Source organism: Streptomyces sp. AV19, assembly GCF_015999245.1.
GTDB lineage: Bacteria > Actinomycetota > Actinomycetes > Streptomycetales > Streptomycetaceae > Streptomyces.
This window is the reverse complement of sequence record NZ_JAEAMR010000003.1, coordinates 380,512-406,573: the sequence shown is the minus strand read 5'-3', so window position 1 is coordinate 406,573 and position 26,062 is coordinate 380,512. Positions and strand designations below refer to the sequence as shown.

Below are 26,062 nucleotides of genomic sequence, written 5' to 3'. Positions count from 1 at the left end.
AGAAAACCCTAGTAGAGATGGTCTCTGGAGGACAGGTTGACGCCAGATCAGCTACGCAGAGAACTCCGCCACTGCGCGACTCCGCGCCAAGGGCCCATTCCTCCCCGGGCTGAAGCCCGGGACTTCCTGGGAGAAATCGGGTGAAGCTCGCAGTGGTCGGCGGCGGCTCCACCTACACGCCCGAGCTCATCGACGGCTTCGCCCGCCTGCGCGGGACGCTCCCGCTGGACGAGCTGGTCCTGGTCGACCCGGACGGGGACCGGCTGGCGCGGGTCGGCCCGCTGGCCCGGCGGATCTTCGCCCGGCAGGGCCACCCCGGCCGGATCTCCTGGACCGGCGACCTCGACGCGGGCGCGGACGGCGCGGACGCGGTGCTGCTGCAGCTGCGGGTGGGCGGCCAGGCGGCCCGCGCGCAGGACGAGACCTGGCCGCTGGAGTGCGGCTGCGTCGGCCAGGAGACCACCGGCGCGGGCGGCCTGGCCAAGGCGCTGCGCACGGTCCCGGTCGTGCTGGACATCGCGGAGCGGATCCGGCTGCGCAGCCCGCGCGCCTGGATCGTGGACTTCACCAACCCGGTCGGGATCGTCACCCGCGCCCTGCTGACGGCGGGCCACCGGGCGGTGGGCCTGTGCAACGTGGCCATCGGCTTCCAGCGCAAGTTCGCCGCGCTGCTCGGGGTCGCGCCGGAGGACGTCTCCCTGGGCCACGCGGGCCTCAACCACCTCACCTGGGAACGGGAGGTACGCGTCGGCGGCACGGACGTCCTGCCGAAGCTGCTGGCCGAGCACGGCGAGGCCGTCGCCGCCGACCTGCGCATGCCCCGTGCGCTGCTGGACCGGCTGGGCGTCGTCCCCTCCTACTACCTGCGCTACTTCTACCAGCACGACGAAGTGGTGCGCGAGCTGCGGGAGAAGCCCTCCCGGGCCGCCGAAGTGGCGGCCATGGAGCGCGAGTTGCTGGCGATGTACGCCGACCCGGGGCTGGACGAGAAGCCGGCGCTGCTGGCGAAGCGGGGCGGCGCGTACTACTCGGAGGCGGCGGTCGCGCTGACGGCGTCCCTGCTCGGAGACACGGGCGACGTCCAGGTGGTCAACGCCTTCAACCACGGCACGCTGCCGTTCCTGCCGGACGACGCGGTGATCGAGGTGCCGGCGGCGGTGGACGCGAACGGCGCCCGCCCGTTGCCCGTACGCCCGTTGGAGCCGCTCTTCGCGGGACTGGTGGCGGGCGTCACCGCCTACGAGCAGCTGGCGCTGCGGGCGGCCCTGGAGGGCGGCCGGGACCGCGTCTTCGACGCCCTGCTGGCCCACCCCCTCATCGGCCAGACCGCGCACGCGGACCGGCTGGCCGACGCGCTGATCGCGCACAACCGGGAGCACCTGCCGTGGGCATGAGGCACGCGCTGGCGATCGACGCGGGCAACAGCAAGACGGACGTCGTCCTGCTGGACAGCACCGGAGCGGTGCTCGGCTCGGCGCGCGGCGGCGGCTTCCGGCCGCAGACGACGGGCGTGCGGGAGGCGGTGGCCGGGCTGGCCCGGCTGGTCGCGGAGGCGAACCCGGACGGGCTGCCCGTCGAGCACGTCCGGGCCTGCCTGGCGGGCGCGGACCTGCCGGCCGAGGAGGAGCGGCTGGCCGCGGAGCTCTCGGGATGGGGACGTACCGTGACCGTCGCGAACGACACGTTCGCGCTGCTGCGGGCCGGACTGCGGGACGGAGCGGAGCCCTGCGGGGTGGCGGTGGTCTGCGGCGCCGGCACCAACTGCGCGGGCCTGGCGCCGGGTGGCCGCGCCTACCGCCTGCCCTCGCTCGGGCCGCTGTCCGGCGACTGGGGCGGCGGGGCCGGTCTCGGGCGGGAGGCCCTGTGGTGGGCGGCCCGCGCGGACGACGGCCGCGGCGGGCCGACGGCCCTGGCGGCCGCGCTCCCCGCCCACTTCGGCCTCCCGTCCATGCCGGCCCTGATCGAGGCCCTCCACCTGGGCACACTCCCGACCGCCCGGCGCCACGAACTGGCCCCCGTCCTCTTCGCGGTGGCCGCGTCCGGCGACCCGGTGGCCCGGTCCCTGGTGGCCCGGCAGGCGGAGGAGGTGGTGACGATGGCCCGAGTGGCCCTGGAAAACCTTGAGTTGACGGGCGCGGCAGGAGTGCGGGTGGTACTGGGCGGCGGCGTGCTGTCGGCCCGCCACCCGCTGCTGCACGAGGCGGTGCTGTCGGGCCTGGCGGAACGCGCGCCGCGGGCGGAGCCGGTGGTGGTGACGGCGCGGCCGGTACTGGGGGCGGGGCTGCTGGCGCTGGACGGGATGGGGGCGGGGGCGGAGGCTTGCGCGCGGCTGCGGGGTCGGTTCTGAACTCGCCCCGGACACCCACCACCCCGGTGTGTTTGTCACCCCCTCCCGCCATACTGCTACCACCGACGACCAAGGGGGGGTCTCGTGCCACATCCGCAGCACCCATCCACGGCCCCGGGCCCGAGCCCGGGCGCGGGCCCAAGCCCGGGCACAGGCACGGGCCGAAGCCCGGGCGCGGCCCCGACTCCGGGCGTGAGACCGGCACACGGCCCGGGTGCCGGCCCAACTCCCGGCACGGGAACGAGCGGACACACCCCCGGACAACCCGCCTGGCGCGAAGCCCTGACCCGCCTCCGCGCGGCCGCCACCACCGAACCCGGCCGCCTCCGCACCCTCGGTGCCGCCCTCGCCGCCGCCCTCGTCCTCTTCGGCGCCGTCACCGCCTGGCAGGTCACCGACCGGGCCACCGCCGCCGACGCCGTCGTGGACCGCAGCCAGCCGCTGAGCGCCGCCGCCGCGGACCTCTACCGCTCCCTCGCGGACGCCGACACCACCGCCGCCCGCGGGTTCCTGCCCGGCGGCAAGGAGCCGCGCTCGATCCGGCTGCGGTACGAGAAGGACATCGCGACCGCCTCGGCACTGCTGGCCGAGGCCGCGGCGAGCACCGGGACCTCCCAGCAGGAGCACACCCGGATCGCCGCGCTCAACAAGCAACTCCCCGTCTACACCGGCCTCGTGGAGCAGGCCCGCGCCAACAACCGCCAGGGCCTCCCCCTCGGCGGCGCCTACCTCCGCCACGCCAGCGAGCGGATGGAGAAGGAGCTGCTGCCCACCGCCCGGGCGCTGTACGACGCCGAGACGGACCGGCTCGGTTCGGACTACCGCGGCGCGAAGTCCTGGCCGTGGGCCGCGCTCACGATCGGCCTGCTGACGCTGGGCGCCCTCGGCTGGGCCCAGCGCCGTACGTATCTGCGCACCAACCGGGTGTTCAACCACGGCCTGCTGGCCGCCACCGCGGCCTCCGGCGTGGTGCTGCTGTGGCTGGCGGTGGGCCACGGCATCGCCCGGGCGAACCTGGACGACTCGTACGAGCACGGCGCCAGATCGCTCCAGGTGCTCAACACCGCCCGCATCAGCTCCCTCCAGGCCCGGGGCGCGGAGACCCTGACGATGGTCTCCCGCCACGACGTGCTCACCGACCAGGGCAAGGACGCCTACGAGGAGCGCTACGGGGCGAACATGCGCGACCTGTTCGGCGACGGCACCGCCGACGCCCGGCCGGGGAGCCTGCTGGACCGGGCCCGGTCCCTGGCGGACGGCGCCTTGGGCCGCGACCCGGTGGCGAAGGCGGTGGCCGAGGTGAAGGAGTGGCAGCGGCGGCACGCCGCCGCCCGCGCGGCCGACGACGCCGGCGACTACGAGGGGGCGCTGGCGCGGGTGACTGGCGAGAAGGGCAGCACGGGCGAGGCGTTCGACCAGGTGGACACCGCGCTGCGCCGGGCGCTGGACCACGAGCAGGACGACTTCCGCAGCGCGGCCGACGACGGGCGGAGCGCCCTGACCGGCCTGGCGGTGGGCGCCGCGGTGCTCGCGCTGCTGGGCGCGGCCGGAGCGGTGCTCGGCATCGGCCGCCGGCTCTCGGAGTACCGGTGACCAGGGAAGGCGGGGGCATGCGCGGACGGAAGGCGACGGTCTGGGCCACGGCGGCGGCGGTGGCCGCGTTCGTCCTGCCCGGGACGGGGGCGAGGGGCGCCCCACAAGCCCCGCACGGAACCCGGCACGGGACCCGGCCCGCCGCGGCCGCGGCCCCCGCCCCGCCCGACGGGTGCGTCGATCCGGAGGCGAGCCTGCGCCCGTCCACCGCGGACGGCCCGGCCGTGCGCCGGATCAAGCAGCGCGGCCGGCTGATCGCGGGCGTCGACCAGAACAGCTACCGCTGGGGCTACCGCGACCCGGCCTCCGGAAAGCTCAACGGCTTCGACATCGACCTCGTCCGGGCGATCGCCAAGTCCGTCCTGGGCGACCCGGAGAAGGTGATCTTCCTGGCGATCCCCACCAATCAGCGCATTCCCGCACTGAAGTCGGGCAAGGTGGATATCGTCGCCCGTACGATGACCATCAACTGCGCCCGGATCAAGGAAGTCGCCTTCTCCACCGCCTACTTCGAGGCGGGCCAGCAGCTGCTCGCCCCCAAGGGCTCGCCCGTCACCGGCTTCGACGACGGCAGCCTGTCCGGGCGGACGGTCTGCGCGGCCTCGGGCTCCACGGCCGAGACGGCGCTGTCGAAGAAGGGCCGTCCGGTCCGGGTGACGACCGTCCCCAACCAGCTGGACTGCCTGGTCCGCCTCCAGCTCGGCCAGGTCGATGCAGTGCTCACCGACAGCGCCCTGGCCGCCGGACAGGCGGCCCAGGACCCGTCCGTGGGACTGGTCGGCAAACCGTTCACCACCGAGTACTACGGCGTGGCGATGAACCGGGGCTCCGAAGACCTGGTACGCCGGGTCAACGCGGTACTGGACGACTACCGCAGGGGCGGCGCGGACAGCCCCTGGATGGTGTCCTACCGCACGTGGCTGGCCCGGGCGAACCTCGGGATCACGGCACCGCCGGAGCCCAAGTACAGGGACTGACAGGGCCTGCCGCACACTGAGGAAAGGGAACGGGCCGGGGCGGGTACGCGCCCGGGGAGCACGGGGAGGGAGACCGGCGGGACGGCCGACACGCCGTCAGCACATTCTCAGCACAGCACCGGTACGAGGCGGCGCGCGCCGCGGACAGGAGAGGGGACCGATGGCGGTCGCGGGGCCCACCGGGCCGGTCTTGAGCCGCGAGGAGGTGGACCGCGCGCTGGCGCGGCTCGGCGCGGAACACGAGGCTGTCGAATCCTCGCTGCTCGCCCTGCAGGACCACGCCGGCCGCCGGCTGCTGGAGGGCGCGGAGCTCAGCGGCGCCACCCGCGGCCGGTGGGCGGTCGCCGAGCAGCTCATCAACCGGCTGTGGGTGTGCTTCGACGCCTACACCGACGCCCTCACCGCGGCCCGCGAGCTCCGCTCCCGCCGCCGCTGGCCCACCCAGGCCGAACTGGGCGAGCTCACCGACCTGCTGACCGGCGCCCGGGTCACCCTCCCCGGCGGCGACCCGGCCGCCACGGTCACCGCCCTGGGCACGGCCGCCAAGCTCAGCGAGCAGCTGACCCTCCAGGAGCTCGTCGACCGGATGAACGGCTGGTACGCCCGGGCGCTGGACGTCGTCGTCATCGCCGACGCCGTCTGGTCCGCGCTCCCGGCCCGGATCGACCTGCTCGCCGCCGAGCTCCGGCGCACCCGTTCCCTGGCCCACTCGGTCGGCGTGCGCCCCGGCGAGCACCCCGCCGGCGACGACCTGGAGGACATCACCCGGGAGCTGGCCGCCCTGCGGGCCGCGGTGCTGGGGGACCCGGTCTCCTTCTGGACCGGCGCCTCGCCGAGCTCCGCCCCGGGCGGCGGCCGCCCCGACACCGACCGCTACGACCGGGCCGCCCGCGCCCTGGAGGACGTCCGCCGCGAGATCGAGGCCGTGCTGACCGTCCGGCAGGACGCCGAGCAGCGCCTGATGCGGGTGCGCGACGTGCTCTCCCGGGCCGACCGCACGCTGATCGAGGCCCGCCAGGCCCGCGTCGAGGTGCTGTCGAAGATCGCCGCGTCCGAGGTGCCCGCCGTCTCCGGCCCGCCGACCGCGCTCTACGAGCAGCTCTCGACCGCCGCCGAGCACCGCAGACGGGCCCGGTGGCACCGGCTGTCCCCCCTGCTGGAGAGGCTGGAGCAGCGCGCGGACGAGGAGCTGACGCGGGCCCGGGAGTCGCTGACGGCGGTCACCGCGCCGCTGGCCGTCCGGGCCGAACTGCGCGGCCGGCTGGACGCGTACAGGGCGAAGGCGGCCCGGCACGGCCTCGCGGAGGACGGCGTCCTGGGCGAGCGGTACGACGCGGCCCGCCGCATGCTGTGGAGCGCGCCCTGCGACCTGCTGGCCGCCGAGCAGGCCGTGCTGCGCTACCAGCACGCCATGGCCGAGGCCCTCGCCCCGCCCGCGGGTGGAACCGGAGGCTTCGGCCCGGGTGTCATCGATCGCAGGGGGGATTCATGAGCGGCACGACCACAGGCGGCACAGCGGGCGACACCATGGGCACCGCCTGCCAGCGGCCCGGCTGCACGGGCGCCTACGAGGACGTGGGCGGCGGCGAAACGTACTGCGACACCTGCGGCCTCGCGCCGGTCGTCGCGCCGGACGGCACGCTGTCCTCGCCCCTCACCGGCATCACCAACGGCGCCCCGCGCAGCGTGCCCAGCTCCCGCACCTCGGCGCGCTCGGCTTCCTCCCGCTCCTCCCGCCGCTCCGTCCCGGGCCGGCTCTCCCGGTCGACGGCCGGCACGGGCGAGGGCGGCTCCCGTTCGGTGTCGGTGCGCGGCTCGCAGTCGAACACCGCCGCCTCCGGCCGCGACAAGCTCGGCGCGGGCCTGGTCAGCGTGCCGGGCGTGCCGCGCCCCGACCCGCGCTCGGCGGTGCTGGCGAACCCGGAGGTCCCCGAGCGCAAGCGGTTCTGCTCCCGGAGCGACTGCGGGGAGCCGGTGGGCCGTTCGCGCGGCGACCGCCCCGGGCGCACCGAGGGCTTCTGCACCAAGTGCGGCCATCCGTACTCGTTCGTCCCCAAGCTCCGTACCGGCGATGTGGTGCACGGCCAGTACGAGGTGGCCGGCTGCCTGGCGCACGGCGGCCTGGGCTGGATCTACCTGGCGATAGACCGCGCCGTCTCCGACCGCTGGGTCGTCCTCAAGGGCCTGCTCGACACGGGCGACGAGGACGCGCTCGCGGTCGCCCTGTCCGAGCGGCGCTTCCTGGCCGAGATCGAGCACTCGAACATCGTCCGCATCTACAACTTCGTCGAGCACCTCGACCAGCGGACCGGCAGCCTCGACGGCTACATCGTCATGGAGTATGTCGGCGGCAAGTCCCTCAAGGACATCGCCAACGAGCGGCGGCTGCCGGACGGCCGGCGCGACCCGCTGCCGGTGGAGCAGGCGTGCGCCTACGGCATCGAGGCGCTGGAGGCGCTCGGCCACCTGCACAGCCGCAACCTGCTGTACTGCGACTTCAAGGTGGACAACGCCATCCAGCAGCAGGACCAGCTCAAGCTGATCGACATGGGCGCGGTCCGGCGGATGGACGACGACGAGAGCGCCATCTACGGCACGGTGGGCTACCAGGCCCCCGAGGTCGCCGAGGCCGGCCCGTCGGTCGCCTCCGACCTCTACACCGTCGCCCGCACCCTGGCCGTGCTGACCTTCGACTTCCAGGGCTACACCAACGTCTTCGCGGACAGCCTGCCCGACCCGGACCACATCGAGGTCTTCCGCCGCTACGAGTCCTTCTACCGGCTCCTGGTGCGCGCCACCGACCCCGACCCGGCGCGCCGGTTCTCCTCGGCGGCCGAGATGGCGGAGCAGCTGACGGGCGTGCTGCGGGAGGTCGTGGCGCTCAGGACGGGCCGGCCGCGGCCCGCGCTGTCGCACCTGTTCGGCCCGGAGCCGCGGGTGGTGGACACCGTCCTGTTCCCCGAGCGGACCGAGGACCCGTCGGCGCTGGGCGGCCGGGCCCCGAGAGGCCGGCGGGCCGCGCTTCCCGCGCCGGCCGCCGCCTCCGCGGCACCCGCCGTCGCCCCGCTCGACGTCCGGGCCGCCGCCCTCGCGCTGCCGGTCCCCATGGCCGACCCGGCCGACCCGAACGCCGGCTTCCTCGCCGGCCTGCTCTCCTCCCAGCCCGCCGAGCTCTACGCGGCGCTCCGGGCCGCGCCCGTCACCTCGCCGGAGCTGCGCCTGCGCCGCCTGCGCGCCCAGCTGGAGCTGGACGAACTCACCGACGCCGGGCGGGCGATGGACGCCCTGGAGACCGAGCACCCCGACGACTGGCGGATCATCTGGTACCGCGGGCTCCACTCGCTGGTCACCGGCGACAGGGAGACCGCCGCGGTCTCCTTCGACGCCGTCTACGACGCGTTCCCCGGCGAGCCCGCCCCCAAGCTGGCGCTGGGGGTGTGCGCGGAGGTGCTCGGCCAGCTGGACAACGCCGCGGAGTACTACCGGCTGGTGTGGGCCACCGACCCCAGCTTCGTCGGCGCCGCCTTCGGGCTGGCCCGCGTGCGGCTGGCCGCCGGGGACCGCGCGGGCGCGGTGGAGACACTGGAGTCCGTGCCCGAGGCGTCCATCCACTTCACGGCGGCCCGCGTCGCGGCGGTCCGCGCCCGGCTGCGGCAGCGCTCCCCCCAGGAGCGGCTGTTCGACGACCTGAGCGCCGCCGCCGGCCAGGTGGAGCGGCTGGACGGCTTCGGCCTGGACCCGGTGCGCCGCGAGCGCCTCGCCACGGAGGTGCTGGGCACCGCGCTGGACTGGGTGCTCTCGGGCAGCACGGGCGCGCCCGGCTCCGGCCCCCCGCTCACCCTGCTCGGCGGCGGGGTGGACGAGCGGAGCCTGCGCTTCGGGCTGGAGCGCTCGTACCGTGTGCTCGCACGCCTCGCCCGGCACGGCGAGGAACGGATCGAACTGGTGGAGCGGGCCAACCGTTTCCGCCCCAGGACATGGGTGTGATCGATGTCGCAACTGCCGCAAGCCGCCCAGCGGACGGCCTGTCCCGTCTGCCAGGAGCCGCTGGAGCCGGCCGACAACTACTGCGGCGGGTGCGGCGTGGACCTCTCGGCGGCCCCCGCGTCCGCCGCGGCCGGTGACTCCCGGGCGCGGAGCGCCGTCCGGCTGCGCGAGGCGGACGGCCGGCGGCCGGCGCCGCCCGGCGTCCCGGTGCAGACGGCCCACGACGCGAGCGGCGCGGCCGGCCGGCGCGCCTGCGCCGCCTGCCGGTCCGGCATGATCGACGACGACGGGTACTGCGAACACTGCGGGCATGCACAGCCGCGCGAACGGGATCACATGGAGCACGAGACGGCAGGCGTCGCCGCGGTCAGCGACCGCGGTCTGCGCCACCACCGCAACGAGGACGCCTACGCCGTGGCCACCACGGCCCTGCCGGACGGCGGCCCCGCCGTCCTCGCCGTCGTCTGCGACGGCGTGTCGTCCGCGGCGCGTTCGGACGAGGCGTCGGCCGCGGCCAGTTCGGGCGCCCTCGCCGCCCTGGAGAGCGCCCTCACCGCCGGCGTCCCGGCGCGCGAGGCCACCCACCGGGCGATCCTGGAGGCCGCCGAGCGCGTCAGCGCGCTGGCCGCGAGCGACCACCGGCCCCGCGAGCACCAGCGCTACCAGCAGGAGAACGCCCCGGCCTGCACCATCGTCAGCGCGGTGATCACGGGCGAGCTGCTGACGATCGGCTGGGTCGGCGACAGCCGCGCCTACTGGGTGCCCGACGACCGCGCCACCCAGCCGGCCCGGCTCACCGAGGACGACTCCTGGGCCGCCCAGATGGTGGCCGCCGGGCTGCTGTCGGAGGCCGAGGCGTACGCGGACGAGCGCGCCCACGCCATCACCGGCTGGCTCGGCGCCGACGCCTACGAGGTGGAGCCGCACACCGCCGCGTTCCACCCGGACCGGCCCGGCGTCGTGATCGTCTGCACCGACGGCCTGTGGAACTACGCCGAGACGGCCGAGCAGATGGCCGCCGTCATCCCGGCCGACGCCCGCGACCGGCCGCTGGAGACCGCGCGCCATCTCGTCGGCTACGCCCTTGACGGCGGGGGCCACGACAACGTAACCGTTGCGGTACTGCCGTTCCCCGCCCGGACGGAAGGGGCGGGAACGGCCTGACGCCGGAACGGCGTCACGGGGGGATCAGCGCACCGGTGCCGGGGGGCACCGGGTGCGCCCGTCCGCCCTGCCACCACGATCGGGTGAGTACGAAGGAGCGGAACGGATGTCCCAGTTCTCCAAGCCGGGCGCGCCCCGGTTCTCCGTCGACGTCTACCAGAACGAGTTCCTGCCCGAGGACGGCCGCGAGGTCAACGCGATCGTCACCGTCACCTCCACCGGGGGCGGCGCGGCCGCCGGCGCCTCCCGCGCCGCCGCCCCCGGCACCGCGGTGGTGATCATGGTGGACTGCTCGGGTTCCATGGACTACCCGCCCACCAAGATGCGCAACGCCCGGGAGGCCACGGCCGCCGCCGTCGACGTCCTGCGCGACGGCGTCTCCTTCGCGGTGGTGGCCGGCACCCATCAGGCCAAGGAGGTCTATCCCGGGGCCGGGCGGCTCGCGGCCGCCGACGCCGCCACCCGCGCCCAGGCCAAGGAGGCGCTGCGCAAGCTCAGTCCGGGCGGCGGCACGGCCATCGGCACCTGGCTGCGCCTGGCCGGCCGGCTGCTGGCCTCGTCCGGCGCCTCCATACGCCACGGCATCCTGCTGACCGACGGCCGCAACGAGCACGAGGAGCCGGACGCGCTGCGCGCCACCCTGGACGCCTGCGCGGGCGGGTTCACCTGTGACGCCCGGGGCGTGGGGACGGACTGGGAGGTGAAGGAGGTCACGGGCATCGCCTCGGCCCTGCTCGGCAGCGCCGACATCGTCGCCGATCCCGCCGGACTGGCCTCGGACTTCACCGGGATGATGGAGAACGCGATGGGCAAGGAGCTCGCCGACGTCTCCCTGCGGCTGTGGACCCCGCAGGGCGCCGAGGTGCTCTTCGTCAAGCAGGTCGCCCCGGCCGTCCAGGAGTTGACGGACCGTCGCGTCGAGGCGGGCCCCCGCTCGGCCGACTACCCCACGGGCTCCTGGGGCGACGAGTCCCGCGACTACCACGTCTGCGTCCGCGTGCCCGCCGCCGGAGTGGGCCGGGAGATGCTGGCCGCCCGCGCCTCGCTCGTCCGCCCCGTCCCCGACGGCTCGGCGCCGGAGGTGCTGGCGCAGGGCCTGGTCCGGGCGGTGTGGACGGACGACCTGGCGGCCTCGACCACCATCAATCCGCAGGTCGCGCACTACACCGGCCAGGCCGAGCTGGCCCGGGCCATCCAACAGGGCCTGGATCTGCGCAAGTCGGGCGATCTGGACGGGGCAACCGCCAAGCTGGGCCGGGCCGTTCAGCTGGCCAACCGCTCGGGGAACGAGGACACCGCCAAACTGCTGGCGAAGGTGGTGGACGTGGTGGACGCGGTCAACGGTACTGTGCGGCTGAAGGCGAAGGTCTCCGCCGAGGCGGAGAAGACACTGGAGACGCGGTCCACGAAAACGGTCCGCGTGAAGAAGTAGCAGTGCTGGCAGACCAGTTGGACAGTTGGACACGGCGCAAGAGGGGGACACGACCGACATGCCGACCTGCCCGAACGGCCACCAGTCGGTGGCCGACGACTGGTGCGAGGTGTGCGGGCACCGGATGTCCGGGACACCCGCGGCCACGGGGCCCGTGGCCCCGCCGCCTCCGCCCGGCCCGCCCGCCTACCCCGGTCCCGCCGCCGAGGCGACCATGCAGGCCGAACTGTGCCCGCAGTGCCGTACGCCCCGCGAGGCACAGGCCCCGTTCTGCGAGGAGTGCGCGTACAACTTCATGCTGCAGTCGCCCTCCCCGTATGTGGCGCCCCCGCAGCCCCAGGGGTTCGAGTCGGCGCCGCCTCCGCCGGCGCACCCCCAGGCCCCGCACACCTTTGAGTACCACGGGTCCCGGCCGTCCCGGATCAACCGCCCGGCCGAGCCGCTCGCCCCGCAGCCCCCGGTCCCGGGCCCGGAGGACGGCGACTGGATCCTGCCGCCGCCGAGCGCCCCGGCGGCCCCTCCGGCCGGCTGGATCGCGGTGATAGCCCCCGACCGGGACTACTTCCGGTCGATGATGAACCGCAGCGGCCCGGAGGCGGCGGGCCTGAACCTGCCCGCGTACTCGCCCGAGCAGCAGTGCCGGCTCACCGGCCCCCAGGTCACCATCGGCCGCCGCCGCCACAGCACCGGGGAGTCGCCCGACATCGACCTCTCCCGCCCGCCGGAGGATCCGGGCGTCTCGCACCAGCACGCCGTGCTCGTCGAGCAGCCCGACGGCAGCTGGGCCGTGGTCGACCAGGACTCCACCAACGGCACGACGATCAACGGCTCCGAGGACCCGATCCAGCCCTACGTCCCCGTCCCGCTCCAGGAGGGCGACCGGGTGCACGTCGGCGCCTGGACGACGATCACCGTCCACCGGGGCTGACGGGCCCTGCGGACCTACGCCGGGAGTCCTCCTCCACCGGTCTGCGACCATGGAGAGGTGAACGAGATTCCGCGCGGCACGCTTCCTGGGCAGACCTTCTACGAGCAGGTCGGCGGCGAGGCGACCTTCCGGCGTCTGGCCCGCCGTTTCTACGAGGGGGTGGCCGCGGACCCGCTGCTGCGGCCGATGTACCCGGAGGAGGACCTCGGCCCGGCCGAGGACCGCATGGCCACGTTCCTCATGCAGTACTGGGGCGGCCCCCGCACCTACAGCGAGAACCGCGGCCACCCCAGGCTCCGCATGCGCCACGCCCCCTTCACGGTGGACCGCGCCGCCCACGACGCCTGGCTGACCCACATGCGCGCGGCGGTGGACGACCTGGGGCTGTCCCCCGAGCACGAGCAGCAGCTGTGGAAGTACCTGACGTATGCGGCGGCGTCGATGATCAACAGTCCGGGGTGACCCGTAGCCCGTCCGGCGTTTGAGGACGAGCGGCGAAGCCGCGATACGGGGTCCGGGGCGGAGCCCCGAAGCGGGGTCCAGGGGCGAAGCCCCGGTGGGGGCGCAGGGGGCGAAGCCCCCGCACCACCGCGCGGAGCGCGGTGCCGGGCCGAGGGGCGGAGCCCCGGAAGAAACGGTGAAATGGGGGTGCCCCCTCTGGGGGAGGGCCGGGGGCAAACCCCTCACGCGGGCGTGACAGTCAACCCCGTAAACCCACCCGTCCGCACCACAATCGACCCGTACGGCGTCCGCAACCGCAACCAGCCCCCAGCAGCGAACAGCGCCGGCGCCTCCGGCGCACCCGCCGCCAAAAACCCCAACGCCTGCGCCGCATGCGCCGCCCGCAACGGCAGCCCCGTCTCCCCCAACGTCCGCGACCAGATCTCCCGCCCGATGCGGTCCCGCTCCGCCCGCGTACGCCGCTGCTCCGGCAGCGCCTCGTCGCGCGAGCGGAACTCCGCGACCGCCGCGCCGACCGCGCCGCGCACCGCGGCGACGTCCGGCATGCCGGAAACCCGCTGCCAGCCGCCGCGCGGCGGCAGCACGCCCGTCCACGGCGGCCCGGTGACCCCCGGGGGCACCGGGACGACGAGCCCGCCCTCCGACGACGAGCCCGCGTCGACCGCGTCCGCGAGCTGCCCCGCCGACACGGTCACATCGACCACACCCTGGTCCAGCAGCCGGGCCGTCCGGATGGCCAGCACCTCGAAGGACGGCGGCCGGCCGAAGACGGCCAGCACTCCCCCGCCCGCCTGGAGCCGCACGACCGCGGCCCGGTCGTAGCGGATCAACCGGGCGAGGAAGGCGGCCAGATCGGCCGCCTCCCCGGCGTCGGCGAACCTCAGCCGCTCCCCCTCCCCGCTCATGCGGCGACGGCCCCCTCGGACGGCTCCGACGACTCCGGCGCCTCGTCCCGGTACTGCTCCAGCAGTTCCCTCTCCTCGGCGGTGAGCCGCCGCGGCCGGCCCGTCTCCAGGTCGATCGGCACGACGACCGTGCTGGCCCGCACATACGTCGCGTCCGCGTCCTTGACCTCGTAGGACACGGTCGTCGACGCGGTACCGACCCTCGTCACCCAGGTCTCGATCGTCACCGGCTCGTACCGGTGCACCAGCGGACGCAGGTAGTCGATCTCGTGCCGGGCCACGACGGAACCGCCCTTGAAGGACGGCCCGTCGGCCGGCGCCAGCCGGAACATGAAGTCGATCCGCGCCTCTTCGAGATAGCTCAGGAAGACGGCGTTGTTGACATGGCCGAAGGCGTCCATGTCCGACCAGCGCAGGGGGCAGGAGTAGATGTGGCGCGCCACGCTCAGCCCCGGGTGAGCTTCTTGTAGCTGGCGCGGTGCGGACGGGCCGCGTCCGGGCCGAGGCGCTCGATCTTGTTCTTCTCGTAGGACTCGAAGTTGCCCTCGAACCAGAACCACTTGGAGTCGCCCTCGTACGCCAGGATGTGCGTGGCGACGCGGTCGAGGAACCAGCGGTCGTGGGAGACGACCACAGCGGCACCGGGGAAGTCCAGCAGCGCGTTCTCCAGCGAGGAGAGGGTCTCGACGTCGAGGTCGTTGGTCGGCTCGTCGAGGAGCAGCAGGTTGCCGCCCTGCTTGAGGGTCAGCGCCAGGTTGAGGCGGTTGCGCTCACCGCCGGACAGGACGCCGGCCGGCTTCTGCTGGTCCGGACCCTTGAAGCCGAACGCCGAGACGTACGCCCGCGAGGGCATCTCGACCTGGCCGACGTTGATGTAGTCCAGCTCGTCGGAGACGACGGCCCACAGCGTCTTCTTGGGGTCGATGTTGGCGCGGCTCTGGTCGACGTAGGAGATCTTGACGGTCTCGCCGACCTTGATCTCGCCGGAGTCCGGCTTCTCCAGGCCCTGGATCATCTTGAACAGGGTGGTCTTGCCGGCGCCGTTGGGGCCGATGACGCCCACGATGCCGTTGCGCGGCAGGGTGAACGACAGGTCGTCGATGAGGACCTTGTCACCGAACGCCTTGGAGAGGTTGGTCACCTCGACGACGATGCTGCCCAGACGCGGGCCCGGCGGGATCTGGATCTCCTCGAAGTCCAGCTTCCGCATCTTGTCGGCCTCGGCGGCCATCTCCTCGTAACGGGCGAGGCGCGCCTTGGACTTGGCCTGGCGGCCCTTGGCGTTGGAGCGGACCCACTCCAGCTCTTCCTTGAGGCGCTTCTGGCGCTTGGCGTCCTTCTGGCCCTCGACCTTGAGACGGGCGGCCTTGTTCTCCAGGTAGGTGGAGTAGTTGCCCTCGTAGGGGTGGGCGCGGCCGCGGTCGAGCTCGAGGATCCACTCGGCGACGTTGTCGAGGAAGTACCGGTCGTGGGTGATCGCCACGACGGTGCCGGCGTACTTGGCGAGGTGCTGCTCCAGCCAGTTCACCGACTCGGCGTCGAGGTGGTTGGTGGGCTCGTCGAGGAGCAGCAGGTCGGGGGCCTCCAGCAGCAGCTTGCAGAGCGCCACGCGGCGCTTCTCGCCACCGGAGAGGTTGATGACCGGCCAGTCGGCGGGCGGGCAGCCCAGCGCGTCCATGGCCTGCTCCAGCTGGGCGTCCAGGTCCCAGGCGTTGGCGTGGTCGAGATCCTCCTGGAGCTTGCCCATCTCCTCCAGCAGGGCGTCCGAGTAGTCGGTCGCCATCAGCTCGGCGATCTCGTTGAACCGGTCGAGCTTGCCCTTGGTCGCGGCGACGCCGTCCTGGACGTTCTCCAGGACGGTCTTGGACTCGTCGAGCTCCGGCTCCTGCATCAGGATGCCGACGCTGTAGCCCGGCGACAGGAAGGCGTCACCGTTGGAGGGCTGCTCCAGACCGGCCATGATCTTGAGGACGGTGGACTTACCGGCGCCGTTCGGGCCGACCACACCGATCTTCGCACCGGGCAGGAAGCTCAGCGTCACGTCATCGAGGATGACCTTGTCGCCGTGCGCCTTGCGCGTCTTGCGCATGGTGTAGATGTACTCAGCCAAGAGAAACCGTCCGGCAGTGGAGAAGGGCCAATGTGCGGCTCCGCCCGCATGAGGGCAGACGTATCCCATCTTGCCGTACCGGCGGCCCCGGACGAAAACGCGATTCCCCGCGGCGGGCGCCCGGCCGTGCCGTTCCCGGCCGCCCGCAGCCGGGGCTCACTCGTCCGTGGCCGGTGCCTTCTTCCTGCGGAGGAGGAAGACCGCCGCGCCGCCGACGACGACCAGCGCCGCCGCGATGCCCACGGTGGCGGGGGTCGCGCCGCTGCCGCCGGTGACGGCGAGGTCACTGTCGGCGTCCGGGGACGGCAGGCCGGACCGCCCCGGGGAACCGTCCGCACCGTCCGCCGGAGCGGGCGCCGGAGAACCGGACGGGGACGGCCCGGCCCCGCCGGTCGTGTCGCCCACGGCGGTGGCGGTGGTGGTGACGTCCGAGGCGCCCGTCCGGCAGTCCAGGACCCCGGAGAAGGTCCGTGAGAAGCCGCCCGGCCCGCCGACCGCGATCCGGTACGGCCGGTCCTCGGCGGCCTTCACCAGCACGGTCCGCGAGCGCCCCGGCTCCACCCGGTGCCTTCTGCCGTCGATCACGACGGTGTACGGCCTGTCGCCGCGGTTGCCCGCGGTGATCTCCAGCCCGCCCTCGGCGCACTTCTTCCGGGCGGACACCGCCGGGACGGCACCCTTCTTCGCCCAGTGGGCGGTGGCGACCGCCGTCGCGGCGCTCCGGCTGGAGCCGGCCAGAATCATCGTCTGGGTCCGGATCCGGTCGCCTATGAACGCCCGGCCCACGGGGACCTCGGTGTTGACCGCGGCCGTGAACGAGGTGCCGCCGTCCGGGGTGCCGGCCGGGACGTCGAAGTAGAGCCGGCCGCCGTCGGCCGTGGTGGTGACGGGCTTGCCCGCCTTGTCAACGATCTTCACATTCCGGGGACCGGCGTCACCGGAGGGAGTGATGGTGACGCTGTCCGCGTTGGTGCGGACGGTCACCGGGCCGATCCGGCCGCCGGGTCTGCCGGAGACGGCGAGGGGGTCGAGCGAGAGGGAGGCCGCGGGCTCCTTCAGGTCCTCGGCCTTCTCGTAGAGGTAGTCGGCGAGCTTCTCGGCCGCGGGGTCGTTCGCCTCGACGTTCGCGCCGTCCGAGTAGCGCCAGATGGCGACCTGGGTGCCGGCGGCGGCCCGGTCGGCGTCGAGGGTGCCGGCCCCGGACTTCCGGGCCAGCGCGGCGAGGTCGTCGACCCGGGGGTAGGAGTTCTGGAGGATCCAGCGGATCCTCCCCGCCCGGGGGTTGTTCTGCAGCGACGACTCGCTCCAGCCGGCCTCCTTGTACGCGGCGCCGTTGACGGTGCCGGTGTCGATGTCCACGCAGTAGGTCTGGAGGGTGCCGCCGCCCTCGACCTTCATCTCGAACAGGCCCGCCATGACGTTCCCGGGTCTGCTGCCGCCCTTGACGTGCGCCCACGCCTTGGCCGGCATCTCGCCGCCGAGCGTCGCGGTGACGCCGCCCGCGTCCTGCGGCCCCTCCTCCACCACGGCCGCGCCGGCCGTGCCCACCGCACCGGCCACGGCCAGAGCCGTCGCCAGAACGGCCGTCGCGAGGCGCGCGGAACCGCGCCTCAACACAGAGCTCATGACTTTCCTTTCGGATGGGCGCGGCCGGCCGTGGCAACTCATCACAGGCCTCGCCAGGCAACCCACGAAGCAGCAGCCCCCGTTGCTACCAACGGGATCCTAGGGAGCGCGTACAACCCGCTGAACACACCGGCCTTTCGGACGGCCGATCCGAATCGGAATCGTTATCGGAATCAGGTGTTCAGCTCGGCATTATCGACAAATCCCCGAGGACAAACCACCCATTTCACAGGGCAGTTGCCCAGCGGTCCACCTGCGGCCCCTCACCGGGCGGCCACATCGGCCGCCGCCTCCGCGTCCGCGACCGCCCGCGCCGCCACCCCCGCCATCCGCACCGGCTCGACCGGCAGCGGCCGGGCCTGCGACACCCGGCGGAACGCCGAGGTGCCCCGGGCGAGGTCATGGCCGAGGGAGAGCGCGTCGATGTCCGCCGACACCCAGCGTTTCCCGTCCCGTTCCTGCGAGGTGATCCTCAACTTCCCGCGCACGATCAGTGGTTCACCGATCGTCACGGACGCCACCACGTTGGACGCCAGGGTCCGCCACGCCCACACCGAGTAGAAGCTCGTATGGGCATCCGCCCACTCCTCGCGCCCCCGGTCCCAGCGGCGCACCGTCGCCGCCAGCCGGAAGTGTGCGACCGCCGACCCGTTCGCCGTCTGCCGGAAGTCCGGCTGGGTCGCCACATTGCCCACGACCGTCACCAGCGTCTCGTTCATCCCATGCCTCCCCCGTCGACCGGCCCGTTCGCTCCCCGCGACCGGGTCCTGGCCCCATGGTGCACGGGCTCACGCAAGCCCGCTGACCCCTGTGGACAAGGCGCGGATTGTGGACAACCGCATCACCCACAGGAGCCGCGACCGCCCCCGGATCCCCAATCCCCACACGCTCACTGATCCCCCGTCACAGCTCCCCGGCGGCCACCACGAACTGGGCCCGGACCTCCCGGTACCGCAGCAGCTCGGCCGCCACCGGCTCCAGCACCCGCTCCCGCCCCAACGACGCGGCCGCACCGCGCAGCCTGCGCTCCGTCTCCAGCCCGTACCCCCGGGCCGGTCCCCGCGCCGCCATCCGGCAGCCCCACGCCAGGGCCGGCGCACCCGCCCCGCTCCCCGCCGCCACGACCCCCGGAATCCACCACTCCAGATCCAGCGCGCCGCACACCTCGGCCACCAGCCCCGCCACCCCGAGCAGTTGCAGCAGCACGAACGTCGCCTGCGTCCCCAGGGCCACCGCCCACCAGCGGGGCCGCACCAGCCTCGGCGCCTCCGCACCCCGCGTCCGCCCGGCCCCCGTGCGCCGCCCCGCGGTCCGCCATCCACCCGTACGCCAACCGCCCGTACGCCACGCCCCCGTGGGCCATCCCGCGGTCCGCCACCCCCCGCTGCGCGCCGCCCAGCCCCACCGGCCGCCCGCGTTCCACCCGCCCGTGTCGCCCTCGCGGCGCGCCGCCGGCACGGGGGCCGCGGCGCCCGCCTCGTCCAGGGCCTCCGCCAGCCCCACCGCGCCGCGCACCGCCGCCTCGCGCACGGCCAGGGCCCAGGGTCCCGGCAGCCCGGCGGACGCCTCGTGCACCAGCGTCCGCACCGCCTGTTCCACCAGCGGCCGCGACGCCGTGCGGCGCTGCTGCGGCGCCTCGTCCTCGCCCTCCGCCCCCGGCACGCCCGTCCGGTCGCACCACCTCAGCCACAACCGCCACGCCCGGCCCCACACTGTCCCGCACGCCCGCTCGGCGCCCCGCAGCCAGGTCCGCTCGGCGCGCAGCCCGGAGGCGCGGGCTCCGACCGCCTCCGCGAGCCGGTCCTCGAAGTCCAGCCGCATCCCGTCGGTCAGCCCCGGCCGCCCGTCGGCCACGTAGGCCGGGCGCAGCCGCCGCGAGGCGCCGTCCACGTCGGCGGTCAGCCGCAGCTCGGCCGCGCACCGGCGGGCCGCGAACTGGCCGAGCGCCTCGCGCAGTTCGCCGACCCCCTCACCGGTGAGCGCCGACAGGGCCAGCACCGTCGCCCCCGGCTCGCCGTGCTCGCCGAGCGCGAGCCCGTCCTCGTCCAGCAGCCGGCGCAGGTCGTCCAGCACCTGGTCCACGGCGTCCACCGAGAGCCGGTCCAGCTGGTTGAGGACGACGAAGGTCACCTCCGCGTACCCGGCCAGCGGCCGCAGGTACTGCTCGTGGAGCACCGCGTCCGCGTACTTCTCCGGGTCCACCACCCAGATCACCGCGTCCACCAGCCCGAGCAGCCGGTCGACCTGCTCCCGGTGGCCGGCCGCGGCGGAGTCGTGGTCGGGCAGGTCGAGCAGGACGACGCCGGCGAGCTGCGGGTCGTAGGGGCGCGGCGGCTGCCGGCGCGAGCGGGCCGGGACCCCGAGGCGGTCCAGCATTCCGTCGGCGCGATCGGCGAAGGCGCAGGCCACAGGCGCGGCGGTGGTGGGCCGGCGCACCCCGGCCTCGGAGAGCTGGGCCCGGGCGAGGGCGTTGAACAGCGTGGACTTGCCGCTGCCCGTCGATCCGGCGATCGCCACCACGGTGAGGTCGAGCGAGTGCCGCTGCCGCACGGCGGCCTCCTCCAGCACCCGGCCCGCCTCGGCGAGCATGGCGCCGTCCAGCCGCGCCCGGGACAGGCCCACCAGCTCGCGCAGGGCGTCGAGCCGGGACAGGAGCGTGCCCCCGAGCGCGGTCGTGGCCCGGGGCGCGGGCCGCGCGGCGGGCTCCTCCGGGTCGGCCCTCTCGTGCTCCGGCCGCTCGGGGCACGCGCGGCGCGCGATCACCCCGTCGTCCCAGGAGCGTCCGTCGGTGTCGGGGGCGGGCGGCGGTTGTTGCCCGCAGCGGCTGTCGGCGGAGTGCACCGCGGTCACCTTTCCTTCTGCAGTACGGACAACGCCGCGATGAGCTCGACCTGATGATCCGGCGTCACATCGAGGGCGTCGAGGGGGGCGGTCCGGCGGTCCCGCTCCGCGTCCAGGACCCGCTCCATGCACTCGTCGAGCAGGACGCCGCCGCGGTCGCGCAGCCGCTGGGCGCGCTGCGCGCCCAGGACCTCGGCCAGGCCCTCCCCGGCGGCGTGGGCCCGCCGGCCGCCCAGCAGCGCCGCGGCGAGCAGGGCGGTCACCCGGTCCGCGTCGGCGGGGGCGCCGCGCTCGACAGCCCGCACCTCCTCCTCCGCGATCTCCTCCAGGCAGCGCCGCCAGTGCCGCACGGCCACCCCGATCCGGGCCGCGGCGCCCTCCGCGTCGCGCGGGGCGAGCACCGCGCCCGCGGCGGGGTCGCCGGGGACGGCGATCTCCTCGTCCGCGGCGTCGACGGCGCAGCCCAGAAGGGCGGTGAAGGCGTTGGTCAGCGCGGTCAGCAGTTCCTCGGGTGTGCTGTCGCGCGGATAGCCGCGCCAGTGCGTCAGCGCGTCCCCGGCGAGCGCCTCGCCCGCCGCGGCGTCGCGCCGCACCCGCTCGGCGGCCCGGCCGTAGGCGTCCTCGGCCCGCTGGAGCAGCCGGACGGCGGTGGAGTGCTGGATGGCCGCGGCCCCGGCGAGCCCCGGCAGCCGGGTGCCGAGCGAGGCGAGGACGCCGTTGGCGGTACGGGCCCGGGCCACGGTCCGCGAGGCGGGGTCCTGGGCCCGCTGGATCAGCCAGGACCGCAGCCCCGCGACGGCCGTCACGGGCAGCAGCCCGCTGCCGCCGGCGACGGACTCGGGCAGTTCGGGGATGGTGAACCGGGGGACGTCCCCCAGCCCGGCGGCCTCCAGCAGCGCCCCGAACTGCCGGGCCACCTCCCCGGTGACTTGGTGCGGCACCCGGTCCACCACCGTGACGAGCGTGACGTCGTACTCCTTGGCGGCGCGCAGCAGGTGCCAGGGGACGGCGTCGGCGTAGCGGGTGGCGGTGGTGACCAGGACCCAGATGTCGGCTGCGCAGATCAGCTCGGCGGCGAGCTCGCGGTTGCGGGCCACGAGCGAGTCGATGTCGGGGGCGTCGAGCAGCGCCAGCCCGCGCGGCAGCCTGCGGTCGGTCTCGATCCGCAGCCCGGGCCGCTCGTCGTCCTCGGCCCCCTCGGGCACGGGCGGCTCCGCGGGCGCCCCGTCCTGCGAGGGCACCCAGACCCTCCGCAGCGCCGGCAGCACCCGGGGCCCGGCGAACCAGTGGTGATCATCGGGGTGACAGACGAGGACAGGGGTGTGCGTGGTGGGCCGCAGCACCCCCGCCTCGGTGACCCGCCGCCCCACCAGCGAGTTCACCAGAGTGGACTTGCCCGCCCCGGTGGACCCCCCGACCACCGCCAGCAACGGCGCTTCGGGGGCGCACAGCCGGGGCACCAAGTAGTCGTCGAGCTGCGCCAGCAGTTCGACCCGGTTGCGACGGGCGCGGGCGGCGCCGGGAAGGGGGAGAGGGAATCGTGCGGCGTCGACGCGATCACGCAGTGCGGACAACGCGTCGAGCAGTCGGGGCCGTACGTCCAAGGTCGCCACGTGTGCAGAATGCCCAATTCTGATGTGTTTTTGAAGCGTATAACCCTTGGCGCGCGAGGCGTGGCGAATGAGGCCTAGGGAGGCCCCGGCATAACGAGTACACAACACCCGTCGCGTGAGGCGTCAAAAACGGTGCACGATTCGCACTCGCCTGCGATTATCAGGACCGCTTCACCGAACCTCCACATCGTGTCACGGAGGTGAAGCAACCGGGACGAGGTACGCGGAGCCCTATCCTTGTCCCCGGCAAGGTCACGGCACCACCGAGCCCGGGGCTTCAGCCGTCCGCGACCGCCGCACCATCCGGCCCCCGTAGCTCAGTGGATAGAGCAGGCGCCTTCTAAGCGCTTGGCCGCAGGTTCGAGTCCTGCCGGGGGCGCTCCGTTTATGCCGCACGCCTCTCCCCGTCGGGGAGAGGCGTTTTTGCTGTGGTGTGCGCGCCGGCGCCCGGGCCGGTTCCGGAGTGCTGGAGTCCGGCCAGGGCCGGTCTCAGGCGGCTTCCGGGGGGTGTTCTTCCCGGACGCTTCCGGGGGATTTGACGCGGCCGCCGATGCGGCCGTCCTCCTGTCCGTGATCGCCCGGGCGCGGGTCAGGGCTGCCGCCCGTCCCGGCACCGGACTGCTCGTCAAAGCCGGGAAAGACCGGGAGGATCCTGCTCAGCCCGCTGGCTTTCAGTGCCTGGGCGACAGCGGGACACGGTGCGAGGAGGCAGAGGTCGCCGCCGGAGTACCGGGCGCGGCGGGCGGCGGCGACGAGCAGCCCGAGGCCCAGGGCATCGCAGGAGGTGACTGCGGACAGGTCGAGGATCAGCCGGCTTTCAGGGCTGTGGGATACGCGCAGAAGGCGCTCGCGCAGTCTTGGAACCCCGAAGAGGTCCAGCCTTCCGCGGACCACGAGTACGTGGTCCCGTGGGCCGCCGGAGGGCGGGGAGTGACAGCGCGACGCGGACACTCGCCGGCCTCCCCTTCGGGGAGTTCCCGCGGGGACGGGGACGGTTGTGCGCTCTACGGGCACCACGTGCCTCCTCGGAGCGGATCACACCTCGATGCTGCCGAGGACTGGGGCCTCACCGCGCAGCCTAGCCTTGCCCGTACGCCGTGAACAGGGCTGAACAGAACGGCACTTGAGGTGCGTTCGGGAGACGGGGGCAGTTGTGGCGGCCGGAGTCCCGGCGGAACAACCCGTCCAGCCGTCAGCGCTTCTCCCGTGCGGCGGGTACCGGTGGACCATGACCGGCACCTTCAGCACCCGTACTGTCGACGTTACAACCGGCCCCGCCGAAACCATGCACGATCTGACGAACGCATGTTCCGTGTTCCTCCGGGAGGTCGCCCACGGGCGGGACGGGCTGCTGAACGTCTTCACCCCGCACGCGGCGTCCGGTCTGGCTGTCATCGAGACCGGCGCGGGCAGTGACGACGACCTGTTGGCGGCCCTCCGTGAGGTTCTTCCCGTGGACGACCGCTGGCGGGACCGCCACGGCGGTGCGGGCCCCGGCCGCGATCACATGCTCCCGGCCCTGGTCCCGCCGCACGCCACGCTGCCCGTGGTCGGCGGCGGGCTGGAGCTGGGGGCCTCGCAGTCCGTCGTGCTGGTGACCACCGGCCGGGACGTCCCCGACCGCCGGGTCCGGATGTCCTTCCTCGGCTGACCGGAGGCCGCGCTGCCCGGACGTCTCAGGTCTGCGGGGCGCTGCCGGTGTCGATGAGGATCTGTTCGGCCCGGGTGACGTTGTCGGCCCGTACGGCTCTGGCCATCGCGGCGCGTGCCGCGTCGGGCGTCGCGTCGGGCGGGACCACCAGCAGAGCGAAGTGGTCGTTCTCGCCCCGGGTGATGAGGACCGTGTCGTCACCGACCGGGAAGGAGTCGAGGTGGACCACCCGGTCGTCGACGATCAGCCGGGTCGGGAGCTCTTCCCAGGCGCTCGCGTCCAGGCCCACACGCGTGATGGGGCCGAGGTGCCCGGTCAGGGCCATGATCAGCCCAGGAAGCTCGGCGCCGATGTCGCGGGAGCGGGGCCACCAGGCGCCGTCCAGGACTCCCCCGCGCTCCTGCGTCGTCTCCAGCCGCAGAAGGGCCGTCCCGGGTCTCACGGCGTGGTGGATCGCGTCCGGCAGAAGCCCGGGAAGGCGTGGGGTGTCGGAATCGGCCATGGCTTGTTCGCCCAGTCTCCGGGAACTCGGCGCCTCCGCTCGTCGTCAGGGGTGCGTCGAAGACACCCCGGGCGAGGCGCTCGCGGTAACCCCACCGTAACTCCGCGGGCCGGCGGCGGGCCCGCCAGGACCGTCGCACGCCCGTGCTCCCGGAGATTGCCTGGTCGCGCAGGGTCTGCGGACCGTCCGCCGGAGTAGGGTGGAGAGACCGGGAACACTTCGTACACCGGCCTCCATGCGGGTGTCGTTTCCGGCGAGTCACAATGCCGGGCAGTCGACGACGAGCCCGGGGGCAGGTTCGCGTCATGGCTGTCACCACCGACCGTACGACCACCGATGAGCATGCCCCTTCGCCGCCCGCTCGCCTGTCCCTCACGCCGGGGACGGCGCCGGGGCTCCTGGACGGCGCCTGGTGGCCCCGCTCGCGCGACCTCTCCCGCGAGCTCCCCGCACTGGCGGAGAGGCTGGACCACTCCTGGGGACGGGTCACCCGCGTCACGGTGAATCCCGCCTTCTGGCCCGTGATCCCCCGCAAGGTCTCCGTCACCGGACACACGGTGCACGTGGGGTGGTTCACCGATGAGCAGGACCCGCACAAGCTCCTCCTGTTCTCCCGCACCGCGGACCGCCTGGACCTGCTGATCATCCCGCCGGAGACCGACCCGGCCGCGGCCGCCCGGCTGATGTCCGCCGCGACCACCCCCGGAAGCCTCCTCACCGCGAGCAGGCTGATGGAGGACGAGCGAACGGCCGACGACGCGGCGGATTCACGGAACCGCGAAGAGGAATGGGAGACCGAGGGCGGGACCGCGCCGCCACCGGCCGGGAACCCTGCCGGGCCTTCCCGCTCCGCCCAAGGGATGTGAGAACCGTGGAGACCGCCGTCACCCTGGCCGTGATCCTCATCATGATCGCTGTGGGAGCCCTCCTGATCCACCGGGGCAACGCCCAGCACGACGAAAGGATCGCCGGCTTCCACTACAGCGGTGTCCTGCCGTGGCGCGACAGCAGGAGCCGGAACCGCCCACGGTCGGCCATCGACCCGGCCGGCCCCCTCCTCGCCCGTAACCGCCGCGAGCAGCCGCACGGGGACCGCAAGCGGCTCCCGTTCTTCTCCCGCCGGGAGCGGTGAACATGACGTCCGCACGCGCCACGCCCTCCCCCGCGCCGGCGGAGCCGGTGCCGCCGGCGGGGCGCGCCGACATCCGCATCGTCACCGCGTCCCCCGAGACCGCCCGCCGTGTCGCGGAAGTCCTCCGGCACTGCTTCGATTCCACCGAGCAACGCAGCTACCCGGCCGGCCGCGAAGGCGGTACCCGGCTCCACCTCACCGTCGACACCACGCATCCCGCCGAGCCCGCGCGGTCCTGGCTGGTGACCAGCCGGGATTCGGCGGCCGACCGCCCGCAGGACGACGAGGCCGCCTCGGCTTGACCGGCGTCGACTCCGTGTGGAGGAAGCTCCGGCCGGGCTGCCGTGAACAGGAGCAGAGCCCCCCGGCGGACGCCGCGGCCTCCCCTCGCCCCGGAGGGCGAAGCTCACGAAAGGACCGTACGCCCATGAGCGTCTTCATCAAGCTGGTCGAGAATCGTCCGCCGAAGGAATACGCGAACGATCGCACGGCGGATATCTCCTACGACGACACCGTCGAGGACAATTCCGAGATCACTTACCAATACGACGTACTTCCCGGCGGGACCCTGAGAATCCTGCGGGTCATAAAGGGGGAGGAAGCCGTCATCCATGCGGTCTACGCCCCCGGCCTGTGGTTCCGCGTCGAGGGCCTCTGCCGCGGCACTACGGAATAGCCGCCCGGGCGAGCCCCGAAAGGAGACGTCGCACCTCGCCCGCCGGAACCACTCGGCGCCGGCCGGCCCCCAAGGACACGTTGCCGGGGGTGCTCGCCCCAACGTTCTGCGCATCT

Annotated in this window: 24 protein-coding genes and 1 tRNA gene; 16 read left to right on the top strand and 9 right to left on the bottom strand. The window is 74.1% G+C overall.

Annotated features, from left to right (window positions below):
• Window positions 1–140 precede the first annotated feature (140 nt).
• The 10 genes from I5Q34_RS01915 (at window position 141) to I5Q34_RS01870 (ending at window position 12,890) form a co-directional block, all read left to right on the top strand.
• Entirely contained in the window at window positions 141–1,394 is a 1,254-nt protein-coding gene (locus I5Q34_RS01915) for a 6-phospho-beta-glucosidase (RefSeq protein WP_199890297.1), read from the top strand.
• Window positions 1,391–2,347, top strand: a complete 957-nt coding sequence (locus I5Q34_RS01910) for an N-acetylglucosamine kinase (protein WP_199890810.1) — start codon at window positions 1,391–1,393, stop codon at window positions 2,345–2,347. Before I5Q34_RS01915 ends, I5Q34_RS01910 begins: the two co-directional genes overlap by 4 nt.
• A gap of 192 nt (window positions 2,348–2,539) precedes the next feature.
• Complete coding sequence (locus I5Q34_RS01905; RefSeq protein ID WP_374192957.1) at window positions 2,540–3,940, top strand: hypothetical protein; 1,401 nt, start codon at window positions 2,540–2,542, stop codon at window positions 3,938–3,940.
• A gap of 17 nt (window positions 3,941–3,957) precedes the next feature.
• Window positions 3,958–4,917 (top strand): glutamate ABC transporter substrate-binding protein, encoded by a 960-nt coding sequence (locus I5Q34_RS01900; protein ID WP_199890296.1) that lies wholly within the window; start codon window positions 3,958–3,960, stop codon window positions 4,915–4,917.
• Window positions 4,918–5,077: 160 nt separating this feature from the next.
• On the top strand, window positions 5,078–6,409 hold the full coding sequence (locus tag I5Q34_RS01895; RefSeq protein ID WP_199890295.1) for a hypothetical protein: 1,332 nt from the start codon (window positions 5,078–5,080) through the stop codon (window positions 6,407–6,409).
• Complete coding sequence (locus I5Q34_RS01890) at window positions 6,406–8,904, top strand: serine/threonine-protein kinase (RefSeq protein ID WP_234428236.1); 2,499 nt, start codon at window positions 6,406–6,408, stop codon at window positions 8,902–8,904. Before I5Q34_RS01895 ends, I5Q34_RS01890 begins: the two co-directional genes overlap by 4 nt.
• Before the next feature lie 3 nt (window positions 8,905–8,907).
• On the top strand, window positions 8,908–10,068 hold the full coding sequence (locus I5Q34_RS01885) for a PP2C family serine/threonine-protein phosphatase (RefSeq protein ID WP_199890294.1): 1,161 nt from the start codon (window positions 8,908–8,910) through the stop codon (window positions 10,066–10,068).
• Between the two features lie 106 nt (window positions 10,069–10,174).
• Complete coding sequence (locus tag I5Q34_RS01880; protein ID WP_199890293.1) at window positions 10,175–11,500, top strand: VWA domain-containing protein; 1,326 nt, start codon at window positions 10,175–10,177, stop codon at window positions 11,498–11,500.
• Between the two features lie 58 nt (window positions 11,501–11,558).
• Window positions 11,559–12,428: an FHA domain-containing protein gene (locus tag I5Q34_RS01875; RefSeq protein ID WP_199890292.1), complete on the top strand. Its 870-nt coding sequence runs from the start codon at window positions 11,559–11,561 to the stop codon at window positions 12,426–12,428.
• A gap of 57 nt (window positions 12,429–12,485) precedes the next feature.
• A complete protein-coding gene (locus tag I5Q34_RS01870; protein ID WP_199890291.1) occupies window positions 12,486–12,890 on the top strand; it encodes a globin in 405 nt (134 codons plus the stop codon).
• Between the two features lie 221 nt (window positions 12,891–13,111).
• Here I5Q34_RS01870 and I5Q34_RS01865 read toward each other — a convergent pair whose 3' ends face one another.
• The 7 genes from I5Q34_RS01865 to I5Q34_RS01835 all read right to left on the bottom strand — a co-directional run bounded on the left by I5Q34_RS01865 (window position 13,112) and on the right by I5Q34_RS01835 (window position 21,976).
• Window positions 13,112–13,795: a hypothetical protein gene (locus tag I5Q34_RS01865; protein ID WP_199890290.1), complete on the bottom strand. Its 684-nt coding sequence runs from the start codon at window positions 13,793–13,795 to the stop codon at window positions 13,112–13,114.
• Window positions 13,792–14,238 carry a thioesterase family protein gene (locus I5Q34_RS01860; RefSeq protein WP_199890289.1) on the bottom strand — a complete coding sequence of 149 codons (447 nt, stop codon included), beginning with the start codon at window positions 14,236–14,238 and terminating at the stop codon, window positions 13,792–13,794. The genes I5Q34_RS01865 and I5Q34_RS01860 overlap by 4 nt, the downstream gene beginning before the upstream one ends.
• A 2-nt stretch (window positions 14,239–14,240) precedes the next feature.
• Complete coding sequence (ettA, locus tag I5Q34_RS01855; RefSeq protein WP_199890288.1) at window positions 14,241–15,905, bottom strand: energy-dependent translational throttle protein EttA; 1,665 nt, start codon at window positions 15,903–15,905, stop codon at window positions 14,241–14,243.
• 156 nt (window positions 15,906–16,061) lie between these two features.
• The gene (locus tag I5Q34_RS01850; RefSeq protein WP_199890287.1) at window positions 16,062–17,531 is read right to left on the bottom strand and encodes a Cys-Gln thioester bond-forming surface protein; all 1,470 of its coding nucleotides are present in this window, start codon (window positions 17,529–17,531) and stop codon (window positions 16,062–16,064) included.
• 263 nt (window positions 17,532–17,794) lie between these two features.
• Window positions 17,795–18,250, bottom strand: coding sequence for a single-stranded DNA-binding protein (locus tag I5Q34_RS35430; protein WP_199890286.1), 456 nt, complete (start codon window positions 18,248–18,250; stop codon window positions 17,795–17,797).
• Between the two features lie 184 nt (window positions 18,251–18,434).
• Window positions 18,435–20,381, bottom strand: coding sequence for a GTPase (locus I5Q34_RS01840; RefSeq protein ID WP_277965311.1), 1,947 nt, complete (start codon window positions 20,379–20,381; stop codon window positions 18,435–18,437).
• The gene (locus I5Q34_RS01835) at window positions 20,378–21,976 is read right to left on the bottom strand and encodes a GTPase domain-containing protein (RefSeq protein WP_199890807.1); all 1,599 of its coding nucleotides are present in this window, start codon (window positions 21,974–21,976) and stop codon (window positions 20,378–20,380) included. The genes I5Q34_RS01840 and I5Q34_RS01835 overlap by 4 nt, the downstream gene beginning before the upstream one ends.
• A gap of 315 nt (window positions 21,977–22,291) precedes the next feature.
• On the opposite strand from I5Q34_RS01835, the gene I5Q34_RS01830 reads away from it, so the two are divergent.
• Window positions 22,292–22,364 (top strand) — tRNA-Arg (locus tag I5Q34_RS01830).
• A gap of 110 nt (window positions 22,365–22,474) precedes the next feature.
• On the opposite strand, the gene I5Q34_RS01825 is transcribed toward I5Q34_RS01830, so the two are convergent.
• Window positions 22,475–22,879: an STAS domain-containing protein gene (locus I5Q34_RS01825; protein WP_199890285.1), complete on the bottom strand. Its 405-nt coding sequence runs from the start codon at window positions 22,877–22,879 to the stop codon at window positions 22,475–22,477.
• Between the two features lie 334 nt (window positions 22,880–23,213).
• Between I5Q34_RS01825 and I5Q34_RS01820 the strand changes: the two genes are divergently transcribed.
• On the top strand, window positions 23,214–23,636 hold the full coding sequence (locus tag I5Q34_RS01820) for a YjbQ family protein (protein WP_199890284.1): 423 nt from the start codon (window positions 23,214–23,216) through the stop codon (window positions 23,634–23,636).
• 25 nt (window positions 23,637–23,661) lie between these two features.
• Here I5Q34_RS01820 and I5Q34_RS01815 read toward each other — a convergent pair whose 3' ends face one another.
• Entirely contained in the window at window positions 23,662–24,138 is a 477-nt protein-coding gene (locus tag I5Q34_RS01815; RefSeq protein WP_199890283.1) for a DUF5994 family protein, read from the bottom strand.
• A gap of 305 nt (window positions 24,139–24,443) precedes the next feature.
• On the opposite strand from I5Q34_RS01815, the gene I5Q34_RS01810 reads away from it, so the two are divergent.
• The 4 genes from I5Q34_RS01810 to I5Q34_RS01795 all read left to right on the top strand — a co-directional run bounded on the left by I5Q34_RS01810 (window position 24,444) and on the right by I5Q34_RS01795 (window position 25,946).
• Entirely contained in the window at window positions 24,444–25,004 is a 561-nt protein-coding gene (locus I5Q34_RS01810) for a DUF5994 family protein (RefSeq protein WP_199890282.1), read from the top strand.
• Between the two features lie 5 nt (window positions 25,005–25,009).
• Window positions 25,010–25,270 (top strand): hypothetical protein, encoded by a 261-nt coding sequence (locus I5Q34_RS01805; RefSeq protein WP_199890281.1) that lies wholly within the window; start codon window positions 25,010–25,012, stop codon window positions 25,268–25,270.
• Between the two features lie 2 nt (window positions 25,271–25,272).
• The gene (locus I5Q34_RS01800) at window positions 25,273–25,572 is read left to right on the top strand and encodes a hypothetical protein (RefSeq protein WP_199890280.1); all 300 of its coding nucleotides are present in this window, start codon (window positions 25,273–25,275) and stop codon (window positions 25,570–25,572) included.
• 125 nt (window positions 25,573–25,697) lie between these two features.
• A complete protein-coding gene (locus I5Q34_RS01795; protein WP_199890279.1) occupies window positions 25,698–25,946 on the top strand; it encodes a hypothetical protein in 249 nt (82 codons plus the stop codon).
• Window positions 25,947–26,062 lie beyond the last annotated feature (116 nt).

What these genes read in the sequence shown, in the direction of transcription:
- I5Q34_RS01895 (WP_199890295.1), top strand. Translation starts at nt 5,078, where the DNA reads ATGGCGGTCGCGGGGCCCACCGGGCCGGTCTTGAGCCGCGAGGAGGTG.
- I5Q34_RS01865 (WP_199890290.1), bottom strand. Translation starts at nt 13,795, where the DNA reads ATGAGCGGGGAGGGGGAGCGGCTGAGGTTCGCCGACGCCGGGGAGGCG.
- I5Q34_RS01880 (WP_199890293.1), top strand. Translation starts at nt 10,175, where the DNA reads ATGTCCCAGTTCTCCAAGCCGGGCGCGCCCCGGTTCTCCGTCGACGTC.
- I5Q34_RS01815 (WP_199890283.1), bottom strand. Translation starts at nt 24,138, where the DNA reads ATGGCCGATTCCGACACCCCACGCCTTCCCGGGCTTCTGCCGGACGCG.
- I5Q34_RS01910 (WP_199890810.1), top strand. Translation starts at nt 1,391, where the DNA reads ATGAGGCACGCGCTGGCGATCGACGCGGGCAACAGCAAGACGGACGTC.
- I5Q34_RS01885 (WP_199890294.1), top strand. Translation starts at nt 8,908, where the DNA reads ATGTCGCAACTGCCGCAAGCCGCCCAGCGGACGGCCTGTCCCGTCTGC.
- I5Q34_RS01850 (WP_199890287.1), bottom strand. Translation starts at nt 17,531, where the DNA reads ATGAGCTCTGTGTTGAGGCGCGGTTCCGCGCGCCTCGCGACGGCCGTT.
- I5Q34_RS01890 (WP_234428236.1), top strand. Translation starts at nt 6,406, where the DNA reads ATGAGCGGCACGACCACAGGCGGCACAGCGGGCGACACCATGGGCACC.
- I5Q34_RS01795 (WP_199890279.1), top strand. Translation starts at nt 25,698, where the DNA reads ATGAGCGTCTTCATCAAGCTGGTCGAGAATCGTCCGCCGAAGGAATAC.
- I5Q34_RS01875 (WP_199890292.1), top strand. Translation starts at nt 11,559, where the DNA reads ATGCCGACCTGCCCGAACGGCCACCAGTCGGTGGCCGACGACTGGTGC.
- I5Q34_RS01900 (WP_199890296.1), top strand. Translation starts at nt 3,958, where the DNA reads ATGCGCGGACGGAAGGCGACGGTCTGGGCCACGGCGGCGGCGGTGGCC.
- I5Q34_RS01800 (WP_199890280.1), top strand. Translation starts at nt 25,273, where the DNA reads ATGACGTCCGCACGCGCCACGCCCTCCCCCGCGCCGGCGGAGCCGGTG.
- I5Q34_RS35430 (WP_199890286.1), bottom strand. Translation starts at nt 18,250, where the DNA reads ATGAACGAGACGCTGGTGACGGTCGTGGGCAATGTGGCGACCCAGCCG.
- I5Q34_RS01820 (WP_199890284.1), top strand. Translation starts at nt 23,214, where the DNA reads ATGACCGGCACCTTCAGCACCCGTACTGTCGACGTTACAACCGGCCCC.
- I5Q34_RS01810 (WP_199890282.1), top strand. Translation starts at nt 24,444, where the DNA reads ATGGCTGTCACCACCGACCGTACGACCACCGATGAGCATGCCCCTTCG.